This window comes from Bacillus sp. FJAT-29814 (assembly GCF_001510715.1).
GTDB lineage: Bacteria > Bacillota > Bacilli > Bacillales > Cytobacillaceae > Neobacillus.
This window is the reverse complement of sequence record NZ_LMTJ01000001.1, coordinates 29,029-43,601: the sequence shown is the minus strand read 5'-3', so window position 1 is coordinate 43,601 and position 14,573 is coordinate 29,029. Positions and strand designations below refer to the sequence as shown.

Annotated in this window: 13 protein-coding genes; 3 read left to right on the top strand and 10 right to left on the bottom strand. The window is 40.0% G+C overall.

What is annotated here, in order from left to right:
- Nucleotides 1-197: 197 nt before the first annotated feature.
- Nucleotides 198-1,754, bottom strand: coding sequence for a glycine betaine ABC transporter substrate-binding protein (locus tag AR334_RS00195; RefSeq protein WP_082692704.1), 1,557 nt, complete (start codon nucleotides 1,752-1,754; stop codon nucleotides 198-200).
- Entirely contained in the window at nucleotides 1,744-2,892 is a 1,149-nt protein-coding gene (locus AR334_RS00190) for an ABC transporter ATP-binding protein (RefSeq protein ID WP_066303615.1), read from the bottom strand. Before AR334_RS00190 ends, AR334_RS00195 begins: the two co-directional genes overlap by 11 nt.
- A 331-nt stretch (nucleotides 2,893-3,223) precedes the next feature.
- On the opposite strand from AR334_RS00190, the gene AR334_RS00185 reads away from it, so the two are divergent.
- On the top strand, nucleotides 3,224-3,664 hold the full coding sequence (locus AR334_RS00185; protein WP_066303613.1) for a YaiI/YqxD family protein: 441 nt from the start codon (nucleotides 3,224-3,226) through the stop codon (nucleotides 3,662-3,664).
- 22 nt (nucleotides 3,665-3,686) lie between these two features.
- On the opposite strand, the gene AR334_RS00180 is transcribed toward AR334_RS00185, so the two are convergent.
- The 8 genes from AR334_RS00180 to AR334_RS00145 form a co-directional block, all read right to left on the bottom strand.
- Nucleotides 3,687-3,881: a hypothetical protein gene (locus AR334_RS00180; protein WP_066303609.1), complete on the bottom strand. Its 195-nt coding sequence runs from the start codon at nucleotides 3,879-3,881 to the stop codon at nucleotides 3,687-3,689.
- Between the two features lie 14 nt (nucleotides 3,882-3,895).
- Nucleotides 3,896-4,894 carry an NAD(P)-dependent alcohol dehydrogenase gene (locus AR334_RS00175; RefSeq protein WP_066303608.1) on the bottom strand — a complete coding sequence of 333 codons (999 nt, stop codon included), beginning with the start codon at nucleotides 4,892-4,894 and terminating at the stop codon, nucleotides 3,896-3,898.
- Nucleotides 4,895-5,275: 381 nt separating this feature from the next.
- Nucleotides 5,276-7,108, bottom strand: a complete 1,833-nt coding sequence (locus AR334_RS00170; RefSeq protein ID WP_253701174.1) for a S9 family peptidase — start codon at nucleotides 7,106-7,108, stop codon at nucleotides 5,276-5,278.
- A gap of 125 nt (nucleotides 7,109-7,233) precedes the next feature.
- Nucleotides 7,234-8,403 carry an MFS transporter gene (locus AR334_RS00165; protein WP_066303605.1) on the bottom strand — a complete coding sequence of 390 codons (1,170 nt, stop codon included), beginning with the start codon at nucleotides 8,401-8,403 and terminating at the stop codon, nucleotides 7,234-7,236.
- Between the two features lie 58 nt (nucleotides 8,404-8,461).
- Nucleotides 8,462-9,193 carry an SDR family oxidoreductase gene (locus tag AR334_RS00160; protein WP_066303603.1) on the bottom strand — a complete coding sequence of 244 codons (732 nt, stop codon included), beginning with the start codon at nucleotides 9,191-9,193 and terminating at the stop codon, nucleotides 8,462-8,464.
- Between the two features lie 358 nt (nucleotides 9,194-9,551).
- The gene (locus AR334_RS00155; RefSeq protein WP_066303601.1) at nucleotides 9,552-10,127 is read right to left on the bottom strand and encodes a dihydrofolate reductase family protein; all 576 of its coding nucleotides are present in this window, start codon (nucleotides 10,125-10,127) and stop codon (nucleotides 9,552-9,554) included.
- 138 nt (nucleotides 10,128-10,265) lie between these two features.
- The gene (locus tag AR334_RS00150; RefSeq protein WP_066303599.1) at nucleotides 10,266-10,727 is read right to left on the bottom strand and encodes a GNAT family N-acetyltransferase; all 462 of its coding nucleotides are present in this window, start codon (nucleotides 10,725-10,727) and stop codon (nucleotides 10,266-10,268) included.
- Between the two features lie 284 nt (nucleotides 10,728-11,011).
- Nucleotides 11,012-11,389: a YciI family protein gene (locus tag AR334_RS00145; RefSeq protein WP_066303586.1), complete on the bottom strand. Its 378-nt coding sequence runs from the start codon at nucleotides 11,387-11,389 to the stop codon at nucleotides 11,012-11,014.
- A gap of 395 nt (nucleotides 11,390-11,784) precedes the next feature.
- On the opposite strand from AR334_RS00145, the gene AR334_RS00140 reads away from it, so the two are divergent.
- Both AR334_RS00140 and AR334_RS00135 read left to right on the top strand, forming a co-directional pair.
- The gene (locus tag AR334_RS00140) at nucleotides 11,785-12,837 is read left to right on the top strand and encodes a M14 family zinc carboxypeptidase (RefSeq protein ID WP_066303585.1); all 1,053 of its coding nucleotides are present in this window, start codon (nucleotides 11,785-11,787) and stop codon (nucleotides 12,835-12,837) included.
- A gap of 523 nt (nucleotides 12,838-13,360) precedes the next feature.
- The gene (locus AR334_RS00135; protein ID WP_066303584.1) at nucleotides 13,361-14,254 is read left to right on the top strand and encodes a LysR family transcriptional regulator; all 894 of its coding nucleotides are present in this window, start codon (nucleotides 13,361-13,363) and stop codon (nucleotides 14,252-14,254) included.
- Nucleotides 14,255-14,573 lie beyond the last annotated feature (319 nt).

The following is a 14,573-nucleotide window of genomic DNA, read 5'->3' as shown; positions in this document are numbered from 1 at the left end:
AACTAATTTATCTACTATTCAGACTATTTATAATATAACTCCCCCAGCGGTTGCTTGTCACATTTAAACCCTTTATATTAAGTTATGAACTAAATTCCACCCATATATCGACTACGGTAGTCTTTTATATTTGCAAAAAATGTGCCAGGCACCTGCTAATTTCTTGGCAGGAACCTGGCACTAGAGGACATAGCGGTCTATTTAATTAATCCCTTCTTTTTTAGAAACTCTCTGGCTACATCTCTAGGATCCTTCTTATCTAAATCTACCTTTGCGTTCATCTCCGCCATATCATTTTCCGATATTTTCCCGCCTAGCTCATTTATAATCCCTTCTAGCTTAGGAAACTTCTTCAATGTATCCTCCCGAACAATTGGGGCTGCATAATAAGGAGGGAAGAATTTTTTATCGTCTTTCAGTACACCAAGGTTAAAACGGACAATGCGTCCATCTGTGGTATAGGCAGGGATAATATCTACCTTCCCTTCTTTTACAACAGAATACATGAGATTTGCATCTAGGCTTCTTTTATCCTTAAACTTGAGCCCATACGTTTCAACCATTGGGTCATAACCGTCTTCTCGTTCATAAAATTCAGTGGCGCCGCCGAAGGAAAGCTTTGATGAATGAGGTGCCAAATCAGAAATGGTCTTTACACCCAACTCATTATACTTTTCCTCATTTAAAGCAAGGGCATACGTATTCTGGAACCCAAAAGGCTTGAGCCAAGCAAGCCCGTATTTTTCATGGTATCCCTTTTTTACGATCTCATAAATTTCATTAGGACTTAATTCTGGATCATACTCTTCCTTTAAAATCGTTAAAAGACCTGTCCCCGTATATTCAACATAAAGATCGATATCGCCTTTTTTAATAGCTTCCGTTAGGATCGGGGTCTCGCCCAGTCCCTCTTCCACCTTGACCTTATAATCGCTTTTTTCTTTCACATATTCAGCAATAATATAGGGAAGGATGTATTGCTCCGTCCACTTTTTCCCCGCAATGACAATGGTATCTTTAGACGTTACTCCCTTTACCCCAAGGAAACTGATCAGAATCACAATCGGAATGATAATGAAAAGTGATTTTTTCCATTGGATTTTTTTCTTTTTTAAAGGATCTGTTGCGATTTCAATCCTTTTAAGAATAAAATCAATGGCAATAGCCAAAATAGCTGCTGGTATGGCACCAGCCAAAACTAATTCATTACGTGCTGTGGACAATCCCCGATAGATAATATCACCAAGTCCGCCTCCGCCAATAAAAGCGGCCAGCGTAGCGACACCTATGGTCAGAACCGTTGCTGTTCGTAACCCGGCCATAATAATCGGAAGCGCTAATGGGAGTTCAATCATTCGTAAGATTTGGTTCTTTGTCATTCCCATTCCAAGCCCTGCTTCCACAGCGGATTTATCCACAGACTGAATTCCCGTATACGTGTTTCGTAATATCGGAAGCAGCGCATAAATGGTAAGTGCAATGATCGCCGTAACATTACCGATACCAAAAAACGGGAGCAAGAATCCAAACAAAGCTAAACTTGGAACAGTTTGAAACACGGAAGCAATTCCCATGATTGGCTCTGCTATTCTTTTTCTCCTGGCAATATAGATGCCTGTAGGGATGGAAATGAGAGCCGCAATTAAAATGGAAACTAGCGATAAAAATAGGTGCTGCTGCAGTGCTTCAAAAATATCGGTCCACCGCGTTTGAAAGGTATCAATCATTAACGTAAATACGTTTTCATCGCTCATTCCCAACATCTCCTTCTCCAGGTGTTACAGTTTTCATTCCTGCTAACCCTCTCATCATGCTGGAGCGAGTAATGAGTCCAACTAGTTTTCCTTTTTCAAGAACAGGTATAGAGGTTACACCATTAGCAAAGATTTCAGCCACTTCTTGATAGGGACGATCTACTTCCACGGAAAGGTAATCCTTGTTGATAATATCACCTAACGTTTTGTTTTCATCGGTATAATACCGTTCTACATCATCAATCGTTGCAATACCATGCAGAACATGGTCAATGGTGGTAACAAGCAAGCTATCCACTTTATGCGTCATCATCGTATTTAAAGCCTGGGCAAGTCCTCGGTTCGGTTTGGCCGTGATTACTTTTTTAATCATTAAATCCTTGGCATCAGGATGAGCGTATGTTCCAGCTTGCAGCCGATCTTCCCCAATAAATCCTCTGACAAAGTCATTTTTCGGATGACGAAGAATTTTTTCGGGTGTATCAAATTGAACGATTTCCCCATCCTTCATAATCGCAATTCGATCTGCGATTTTAATCGCTTCATCCATATCGTGCGTCACAAATACGATGGTTTTCTTAATGCTTTCCTGTAGACGAACCAATTCATCTTGCAGTTGTTCCCTGCTGATTGGGTCGAGTGCACTAAATGGTTCATCCATCAGGATAATCGGGGGTTCGGCCGCCAATGCTCGAATAACACCGATCCGTTGTTGCTGCCCGCCGCTTAATTCTGAAGGAAATCGAGATTTAAAGGCATCAGGGTCAAGCCCTACGAGGTCGAGTAGTTCATCAACCCGATTACTGTATCGTTCTTTTTCCCACCCTTTTAAACGGGGCACCAGGGTAATGTTATCTTCTATCGTCATGTGCGGAAGAAGACCAATTTGCTGGATGACATATCCAATATTTCTTCGAAGTTGTACTGGATTTTTTTCTGAAATATCTTCACCATTGATCAAAATCTTCCCCTTTGTAGGCTCAATCAATCGGTTAATCATTTTCATGGTTGTTGTTTTTCCGCAGCCGCTGGGACCTATCAGTGTCACTAATTCTCCCTTATCAATATGGAAGTTGATGTCTTTTAAGGCCTCATATCCATCCGGGAATTTTTTAGATACATGCTGAAAGGTAATCAAAAAACAATCGCCTCCTATCCCTTCGATTTATGGTATTTTTCTGTTCGAGTAAAGCCCCGTTCTTTATTAGGTATGAAATTTTATATTAAGATAGAATGCGTCTTTTGAAACATCTTTTCTTGATAGAGGTATAGAATCATTTAAGGTATATACAACTAAGGTACTAAGCTCTTTATCAATAAAAAATGCCAGGCAGCCTCACTTATTTCTCGGAGGGTACCTGGCACTATTTTTTAATTTATCGCATCTACATACCTTAACCATCTTATCGTTTGACAAAGGCTAAATTTATCATTATCATCAATTCAAACTTAACAATGGGGAGATATGTTTGAAAATTTATGTCGATGCGGATGCATGTCCGGTAAAAGATATCATTATTTCTGAAGGTACGAATGCTGAAATTCCTGTTATTCTTGTTACTAGCTTCTCTCATTTTTCTACTGCGCAACAACCATCGGGTGTAGAAACTATTTATGTCGACTCTGGAGCAGATGCTGCGGATTATCGGATCATGAAGTTAGCACAAAAAGGAGATATAATCGTTACGCAAGATTATGGCCTTGCTTCGCTGGGTTTAGCAAAAGGTTGTGTGGTACTTCACCATAATGGGTTTAGCTATACAAATGAAAACATTGACCAATTATTACAAACACGTTATTTGAGTGCAATGGCTCGAAAAAGCGGAAAGCGTACAAAGGGTCCAAAACCATTAACATCAGAAGATAGGGAAAAATTTAAGAACCTTTTTAAAAGAGTAATTTCACAATAAATTAGGCAATCATCAGTATGTTTTACCAAGCAACCTGTCTTCCATCGAAAAAGAATCCCCCGTTAGGTCCTTCCGATCCAATCGTCGCTAACCATACAATCGACTCCGCAGCTTGCTTTGGTGTTCTCGGAGCCGATGGTCCCCCCATATCTGTGCTTACCCATCCTGGATCGACTGCGTTTACTTTAATATCCCCCGTGACTTCTGCCGCTATCATGCGCGTCAATCCATTTAGGGCATGTTTGGATATGAAGAATAGGCTTTTTCTACGCAGATGACCACTTTTCCCTTGGCATGTCCTTCCCCAAGATAACGAATCGCTTCTTCAACCTGACTTAACGGGTATCGCTTATCTATTACTGGGATAAGTTTACCGGCAACGAAAAGTTCACTCAAAAAATTTTGGTCATTTTTATTTGGTTTGTGAATAAGGATTGCCATCTTCTTTCTTTCCTTTTTTAAAATCCGAGGTCCCAGCACCAATAGCTGCAGAATTAGAGACGCGGAACCTCCAATCATCACATATGTTCCTTCTGGATTTAGTGCACGCTTGTAGTCGAAAATAGACCGGGTTCCTACTACATCGAGAATCAAATCATAATGCTGTCCGTTTTTTGTAAAATCTTCCTCCGTGTAGTCTATCACATGGTCAGCACCAATGGACTTCAATGTATCTAATTTTTTCTTACTGTCCACACAAGTTACTTCCGCCCCTTTTAATTTGGCCATTTGCAAGGAAAAGGTCCCGACTCCTCCACCAGCACCATTAATTAACACCTTTTTCGCTTCATGGATCTGTCCTTTATCACGAAGACCCTGTAGAGCTAGAACTCCCGCTTGTGGTATCGCAGCTGCCTCCTCAAATGTCATACTGGACGGCTTCAACGTCAATGCCTCTGCATTAACACTTACATATTCCGCAAAACCGCCCCAACCACACCATGATATGTCTCCGAATACCTCATCCCCTACAGATAAATGCTTTACTTCACTGCCAACTGCTTCAACCCTTCCAGCTATATCAGCACCCAGGATTTTGTATTTTGGTTTAAAAATACCCCCGAGACGATTCAGGAACGGTTTGCCTCTAAGAAGGTCCCAGTCCCAAGAATTTACAGAAGCAGCATGAACCTTTACCAATACCTCATTTTGTTTTACCACAGGCATCTCTAGTTCTTTCAGATGAAGTACGTCCATCGTTCCGTATTTATTGTATACCATCGCTTTCATAATGGAATCTCCTTCATATTTGAGTTAAGGATTCATTCTGTTCCTACCTTTACATTGCTCCTATACTTAGACGAGATTATAAGAGATTTATGTTTTTAGCCTATCTGAATGAATATCGCATTTTAATATATGTGGAATAGTATATATTTCTTCCTTTTTTTGCAAAAACCTCTTCATGTAACCTGCCCCGTTGATATAAATTCAATAAATGGATTAATTTTGTTGCAATACTTTTGAGATTCTTATTTTGCTAGTTGTTTCCCAATCGTCAATCACATTATAATCTCAACAAAAAAACTCACATTGTTAATTTAACAACAAGTGTGAGTGTTTTATCCTATTCTAATAAAGTTTTAATTTTTCAAAAAGAAATAACGAGAATTATAAATGGAAGAAAGGATATTCCCGGCTCCATTTGAAACCACTGTTTCTCTTTTCTTCCACTCCCATATTTCGTTCGAAAAAGTTAACGATTGCCTTGTAAGCAATCTCCTTATTTTTCAGTTTTGAAATCGTATGGCCTTCATCTTCGAAACGAATAAAGTCGACCTGGTGTTGTTTTTCCTTCAATTTATTCACGATTTGCTCGGATTCTTGAATGTGGACACGTGGATCCCTTTCACCATGGATGACTAAAAGAGGAGAGGAAATTCGATTGGCATGATGTAATGGGTCGATTTGATCAAAGAAGTCTCCGTCTCTTTCAATCGTTCCATATTCCGCCTCCCTAAGCATCTTACGCCAAGGACTTGTGGTTTGTAGGAACGTTCTTAGGCTAGACATTCCAACGATATCAATGGCGGCAGACCATAGGTGTGGATAGTGGCTGATGGCTGCAAGGACCATAAATCCTCCATAGCTACCGCCCATTATCCCTATTCTATTAGGATCGATGTTCCCATGCACCTTAAGCCATTCCACTAAAAAAACAATATCTTTTACCGCATCCATTCTTTTTCGGACGTCGTCCAATTTCGTGTACGTTTTTCCATAACCTGTACTCCCACGGATATTTGGTGTGCATACAGCATAACCTTTACGGATTAGATATTGTACAACTGGGGTGTATACAGCGCGAGACTGCAACTCAGGGCAGCCGTGAATGATAATGACTACAGGTAATTTTTCTAATGAATTTTTGGGTTTATAATAAAAGGCGGGAATTTGAAGATGATCAAATGAGCGATAACTTATAAGTTCTGGTTCAACTAATGTATGTTCCAATATAAGTGAACGGGAAACATAGGTAAGTCTCGCTAACTGTATCGTCTCTAAATCAAGCTCCCATATATCCGATGGGTGAGCCGGTCCATTAAAAACATAGGCCAATTTCTTACTATCAGGGGAAAATTTTAAATCTTTTATGATTCCAGTAGGTGTCTCCCACGTATATAGATGACTGCTATTTAAGTCTAAAAGTAGACCCTTTGATATTCCACCCTCATTAATAGTAAAGGCTAACAAATTTTTATCTTTATTCATTTCGAGTTCTTCAAAATCCCAATTTCCCTGCTCCAGCCATATGAAATTTTTGGTTTTTATATGGATCAGTGCAAGGTCAAAAAACTCTCTGTCTTTGTTCGATAATACGTAGATATGATCTCCATCCTTACTAAAATGGACATCTCTGAAACTCGCTTCCCCTTTATGCTCTGTTATCCAGTCTACCAATCCTGTTGCCAGATCAAGAATACCCAAATCATTGTCCAGCGGAGAATTGGTCTTTTGAACCAATATTGATTGACCGTCTGAAGACCATTCCACTGCTGTAAATAGACCATCACCGGTTAACACAGGATGAAACTTGAATGTTTCCAGACTTTGAATATAAAGATCAAAATATGCTGGGTGCCTTCGATTACTTGACCAGGCAATCCATTTTCCATCTGGGGAGCTGCCTCCATAACGATGAACATGATTTGGTGACTTTGTCAGTTCGACCAGTGTTCCATCCTCCTTAAGTAAGGACAATTGCTGATTTTCATTTCCGCCTACATCCATCCCGATAATCCGATCAGAAGTGCCATTTACTTTGCCGATAAAGGTGATTCTGTCTTCTGTAAAAGAAATTTGAGCTGGCCATTCTTCCCCTCGACTAAGTTCCCAAACCTGTGGAACCCCCGTATAATCGGCGATAAAACTTAGCTTTTGACCATTAGGGGCATAGACAGGATTCTTGGCAGAACGAACATGTAAATAAGGTTCAATACTCACTTCGAACAAATGCATCCCCCTCCCCGTTCCATTAAGGGATTTTCTCATCCAATTCATTATATTTGGAGAAGTTTTTGTGGTGCCTGGCACTTGTTTTTAAAGAATTAGACGATTAAATGGAATTCTTATTTTGACAGTTGATGTTGTATTGGAATGAACCGATAGTTTCGTAGTAAAATAGCTGCCAAACCAAGGATCAATGATAGAATACCGACCAAAACAACGTATTGTATCCCCATTTCTGCAATAAATAACCCGCCCACTGCTGCACCAAAGGTTGTTCCTAGGTTAGCAGCTGTGAGAAATAATCCATTGGCGAAATCCGGGGCTTCGGGTGCGGCAGACGTAATCCAATATTGATTGATGTTGCCGCCGATTCCCCCCAATATCCCCCAGATTAACGTCACGAACATCATTGGGATACTAAACTGCCCGAACATGAATAATAGAATGTAAACAACTCCCAATGCAAAAGGGAAAATAACGACGGTTTTGATCGCATTCTTCGTGAGTAACTTCCCTGCGACCATACTGCCAATAATATTGGCAGCGCCGTATACAAATAAAAGTATACTAATAAGGTTGGACGACAAATTCGTCACATTTTTTAGATAATCTGCAAGATAACTATAAACGCCGAAGACAGCTGCATTGAGTAAAATGACTGCCACAATCGAAATCCATGTGATAGAATTCTTTAACACGGATAGCTGTGTTCCATATGAAAGTTTTTCTACAACAGGCATCGATGGGACAAACAATAAAGTCGCCACGAAAACTATCGCATTGACGACAGCAAAGAATGCCATCGCCATTTGCAATGAAACGGCGCTCGCCATAAAGCTGGCGATTGGTACGCCGACCACCATACCGGCAGAAACTCCGATGAATATTTTGGAAACCGCTTTTGGCGCTTCTTCTTTACTTACCGATGCAGCAGCTACTGTAAACGCCAACGAACAATAAACAGGATGAAATAAGGCTGGAACGGCCCGGGCAATCAAGGCAATGGTAAAGTTCGGTGCAAAAATTGCTATAACGTTCCCCACTACAAAAACACCCAAGACGAGCAACATGACCTTCTTTCGATTAATCCCTGAAAACAGTAACGGCATCGTTGGACCTGCCGCGGCAACAACTAATGCAAAACTACTTACCAGCCACCCTGCTTTTGATATGCTGATATTAAAGTGATCGGCAATATCAGGCAGGATCCCAATCACGCCCATTTCGGTATTTAGAATGCCGAAGACACCTACGGCTAATATGAAAATTAACAATTGATTTCGTTTCATTTTTAACAGCTCCTCTCTTTCAAAAAGTAACCCCCCAAATAATTGGGGAGCATTTTTTCTATTGATGCGTCGGGAGCAGAAGGATTTCACTTACATTCACTGAAGCAGGTGTGCCGATGGCATAGGCTACGGCATCCGCAACATCACTTGATTTTAGTCCGATTTCACTTTGAAGATTTTCTATATATTCCCGTCTTTTAGGGTTAGAAATGGTTAGATGCAGTTCCGTGTCTACCGTTCCTGGAGAGATTAATGTGCTGCGAATATTGTTTTTATGCTCCTCTTGGCGCAATGTTTCCATTATGGCGCGAACGGCAAACTTTGTTCCACTATAAACCGCACCTTCCTGGAAAACATTATGTCCGGCTGCTGAGGAAGTTGTCACAATATGACCGGATTGTTGCTTTTGCATAATCGGTAACACCGCAGCGATTCCATTTAAAACACCCATGATATTGATATCGATCATTTGGCGCCATTCATCCATCTTCAAGTCTGAGAGCGGCGCTTGCGGCATGATTCCAGCATTATTGAAGAGGACATCGACGCGTCCGTGTTTTTCTACAGCCAAATCGACAATTGCTTGAACCTCATCTTTATTTGTTACATCAGCAGTCGCATAAGTAATATCCGCGTTTGGTAATGATTCAACAAGTGCTTTCAAACGGTCTTCTCGACGAGCACAAATAACTAATTTTGCTCCTCCTTCTGCCAGTTTCTTAGTGGTCGCTTCCCCAATGCCGCTTGATGCACCCGTAATGACAACTACTTTATCTAGAATAGTAGACAATCTATATCCCATCCTTTCTTTCTATAATTCTTATTTTAGCTACGCTTTTCACATATAACCAATACTTATATCTCATATCGAGAAATGCTTATTGGGCATTTCTTGGTTATGGAGATGCCCCCGTTACTTCAATAAAGGGTACCGCCAACATTTTAACGAAAATATACTCTAATCCCTGAATTGCGTCCTACTGGAGTTTCTCCTTACTCTAAGCTTAACCGACACGATTACCCGACAAACTGAATTAGACTGACTCGTAAAAAAAGCAGTGACAGACTAGGACTCGAAAGACCTAGACTGCCGCTGCTTTTATTGTGCTAACGTAATCCGTTAGCGTAATCTACTTTAGGAGACAAAGTCATCTAACCGTCTGGTAAACGAGGCCTATGGCTCCAGAATCAAATGTCTTGTTTTCGATAAGTTTAAGATTGATCCTCTCCTTGAGACCTTGAAATAACGGCAACCCGCTGCCGATCAGGACAGGAGAAACCGTAATTTTATACTCATCTATTAAATCAAACTGCATAAGGTAGTGTGCGAACCTAGGACTGCCGAGGATGACCATATCCTTGCCTGGCTGCTGTTTGAGGTTCTTGATCTCTTCCTCGACATCTTCTTTCACCAGTCTGGAATTGGTCCATTCGACTTTCTCCAGCGTCGTGGAAAAAACGATTTTTGCTGTCTTTTCGATCCACTCGGCATGATTCCGTTCATGCTGTGAAGCTGATGGGTTCGAAGGCACAGATGGCCAGTAACTGTACATCATCTGATAAGTCCCGCGTCCCCAAATGACAGTGTCGACAGTACTCAGAATTTCTTTCGCGTGTTTCTCCAAATCAGCATCGTAAGAAACCCAGCCAATGTCCATTTCACCGTTCGGCCCTTCTACAAAACCGTCAAGCGATGCGTGCAGAAATAAAACGAGTTTTCTCATTTTCAGTTCTCCTTTGTTCATGAGGGATATAAAATGTACTATATTCTTTATTCGTTCCCTATTAATAACATTTTTAATTTTACATTAGATAGTTTGTTAAACCTGTTAAAGTAAAGCCCCCGTTGAATAAGCTAACTATTACAATTTCATTTTTAATCCTTCGTGAGTTGATTTAAAACCTAAACGTTCATAAAAACGTAATGCATCGACTCTTTGTTTATCTGTTGTAAGTTGAATTAAGTGACAACCACGTTCGTTTGCACGTTGAATGGCCCATTTTATGAGTTCGGTTCCTACTCCCTTACCACGTACAGATAAGGTGGTTCTGACCCCTTCAATAGTAGCTCTCCAACCACCTTGGTGGGTAATATATGGAGTAAATGTAATTTGTTGTACTCCAAGCACTTCATTACCTTGATAAGCTACTATCAACTCATTATTAGGGTCAGATGTGATAGCTTGATATGCTTTTGTGTAACTTTCTGGAAGGGGTTTCTCATAACGCTCACGATTCCTTCCCAATTCGTCATCAGCAAGCATTTCAACAATTCTATCCAAATCTTGTTCAGTAGCTAATCTAAACTGGATTTCTTTTTCCAATAAATTCCCCTCCTTGATGAACCAACCGTTTATAACTTTATACTACCTCATTAACTACCATAAGTTGATAATTATCCTTTTATGATATGCTATAAGTATTTCTTATGAACTTTTGTTCTTATATTTATCCTCCTTTTGCTATCCTGCACTTTAGTTCAATAAAAAATGGCCACCGTAATGGCAGCCTGTTCTTAAAGGAACGATACCCTTTTGAAGAACATGACATAAGTTCCTTTTCCAGAATTCTTTTACGATCATTCGCTTATTTGATTAAAATAAATTCATTACAGTTTATTAGTGTGCTCAAGTGCCTCAAATACTTGACGCAATTCAATTTGACCTTCCCCATGTCCTTGCGGATCCGGCATCCGCATGGCCCACTCGATGGCTTCTTCCCTCGACTTAACATCAATCAGAATGAACCCGGCAATCAATTCTTTCGATTCCGAAAATGGTCCATCCGTAATCACCGGCTTTTCCCCTGGTTTCGAATACGAAAAGCGAATCCCATTTGAACTTGGATGAAGTCCTTTAGCCATAACCCGGACCCCTGCCCTAACTAATTCCTCATTGTACTTCGTCATAGCTTCAATGAGTTCAGAGCTCGGGAGCTTTCCTGCTTCCGAATTCTTAGAGGCTTTGACAATCATGATAAACAACATAAAAGTTTCCTCCTTCTTTTTTAGAGGCAAATCCCCTATTTCACCTTTTAATAAATACAGCGAACAGGTATCTTCAAAATCTTCCTTTTAAGTATTCTATAAAATCAGAGGATACTCCTTCCAAACCTTTCTTCCACCTGTTTAATTGAAGAAGAAAGAAGCTGCCGTAGCAGCCATCGTTCTGAAACTCTTGCCCCGTTATAGCAGTGGATTTTTTGTGCAACTACAGAGCTAATAGGTTATTTTTATTTCCAAAATCAACCTAAATAGGAAAATCGGAGGATAACAAATTCGGTAATTAATCACTATGTACATGCCCCCATTATAGTTGTAATATTCTCCTTGTAGTGAATTTTTTGAATCTTATTACAATTATATTAAATGGAGGTTATAAAATGAAAAAGAAAGTTATCGCGTTATCATTATCTGGTTTAATGGCAGTTGGAGGATTTGTAAGCGCTCCCATTTCTGTTGGGGCAGTCGGTGAAGGGCCGAATTATGGCGGAAATGAGTCGATTCAGACTTCTATCCTACATACATACAATGAACTAGTTGAATTTCTTAAAACCCAAGATGCAAAACAAAATGCTATGGACCTAGAAGTCATTGGTCAAACTGTAAAAGGCCGTGATATTTACCTTGCGAAATATATTTCTAACCCTAACAATCCTACCATTCTCTTTTTAACCCAACAACATGGTAATGAACAACTGACTACGGAAGGCGCACTAGAATTTATAAAACACTTAGGAACGAACAAAATGAAAGATGTTCTTGATCATGTAAACATCCTTATCGTACCAATGTTAAATGCTGACGGAGCAATGGGTGATGTCAACTTTTCCCTTGATGACTATGTCGCAGACGGCGGAAGGCATTTGACTCGCTATAATGCTGTTGGCGCAGATTTAAACCGTGACCATGTTGCCAAAATACATCCAGAAACTCAAGCATTGCACAATAATGTGTTAAAAAAGTACAAAATAAATTATATGATTGATCTCCATCATCAAGGAACTCAAAGTGAAATAGACGGGAAATATGTATCAGGGTCCATCCTTTATCCGACAAACCGGAATGTAAAGCCGGAAGTCCTAGAACGTTCAAAAAAATTAGGAGCTGTCGTGTTCAATGCTATTAACTCTAAAGGTTGGGGGAATATTGGAAAATACAATGGCGGTTCAGAGGAAACAATTGGCCGTAATGGTGCCGCAGTTCAATATGATATTTCAACACTTCTTTTTGAAATGCGCGGCATGTCTGATCACAACTATGAGTCTTACGCGCTTGGGCAAAAAAGCAATGGTTATTTGATTAAGCAAACGATAACCACCCTTGATGCAGCAACTAGAGCCATCGCTGATGGTTCAATTGAAAATGTGGATACAAGTTTTTGGAATACCCTTCCAACCCAAACGACTCGACCTTCTGGAGAAGAAACAGAATAAACTCCCTATAACAGCGATGATAGTAATGTTCATTAAGAAAAAGTAATATTTTTCTTTGTTTCTAACTGGTCCACGGTGCCTGACACCCAGCGTTTTTAAAGTTTTAACGCAAAGGGTCAGGCATCAATGTTCAGTTCATTTCTCCATTCACATCTAAGGGAATAAATTATCAAATGACAGCATCGCAATTGGCATGTGACTATTCCGCATAAAGCTATGGCTCCTGAAAATCCGCTTCTTAGGACAATAATTCCACAATAAAATTTGTATTCCTTCTTCCACTTCCTGCTATGCTATTTAGCAATAGCCACCATAATGCTGAACCTAAAAATACTCCTAACACTAAAATCCTATTCCACTATTTTTTTATTAATAAGTGCCTGGGCCTTCTACCTGTTTTTTACCTTTGTTATTTATTTAACCATGCCTTTTGTATGCCAAATACTTATATCTTGTATCGAGATATGCTTGATGGGTATTTCTAAAGTGTATATACTTAACATGATAAAGGAGGCCATGTTAGATGGAATTGAGAGTGTTGCGGTATTTTCTTACGGTTGCAAGAGAAGGTAGCATTACGAAGGCTGCTGATTTTTTGCATGTGACGCAGCCAACCTTGTCCAGACAATTAAAAGACTTGGAACAAGAGTTGGGAAAAAAACTTTTCATTCGCAGCAGTCACAGTATCATTCTTACAGATGAAGGATTGCTCCTGCGAAAGCGAGCAGAAGAAATCGTGGATATGGTCGATAAATTAGAGACTGAATTCCATTCCATGGAAGAAACCATTAGTGGTGATATTTACATAGGAGGTGGAGAGACCGACGCCATGAGACAGATTGCACGGGTGGCAAAAGACATACAGGTACGTTATCCAAATATCCGGTATCACCTCTACAGCGGAAACGAAGATGATGTGACGGATCGGCTAGACAGGGGATTGCTCGACTTTGGGATTTTAATTCAACCAGCGGATATATCAAAATACAATTATATTAATATCCCAGCCAAAGATGTTTGGGGTGTTGTGATGAGGAAAGACAGTCCTCTAGCTGCCAAAGAAACCATTCAAGCAGCAGATTTAGTAAATGTTCCCTTGATTTGTTCACGACAAGCTTTGAAACAAACCTACTCCAGAAATGAATTTGCGGATTGGTTTGGTGAAGATTTTGATAAATTAAACATCGTGACTACATACAATCTTGCCTATAATGCCTCCATCATGGTGGATGAGGGCATGGGGTATGCGATAGCTCTTGATAAAATAGTTAATACGTCTAGCGATAGTAACCTTTGTTTTAGACTGCTGGAGCCCCTACTCCAATCCGGCTTAAATATTGTTTGGAAAAAGCATCAGGTTTTTTCCGCTGCTGCCGAGATGTTTTTAAAAGAAATTCAGGCGAAATTTAGTTTTTAAGAGGTTTATCAAAATAAAATGTGCCAGGCACCTTCCAATTTTCTGGAGGGTGCCTGGCACTTAATAATTAATAATTATTGGCTACCCAAATTATTCTATCCATACAGTCTCGGTCACCAATAGCCCTGATTGGCTACCTAGATGGTTTGATCTTTCCAGTCTCGGTCGCCAATAGCCTTGATTGGCTACCCAGTTGGTTCTATCCTTCCAATCTCGGTCGCCAATAGCCTCGATTGGGATTAAGTCTATATAATTGTGTAAAAAGAAAGGTCATCAATCATGATCCATGTTAAAATGTTTTTTTCGACCAAGAAAATCA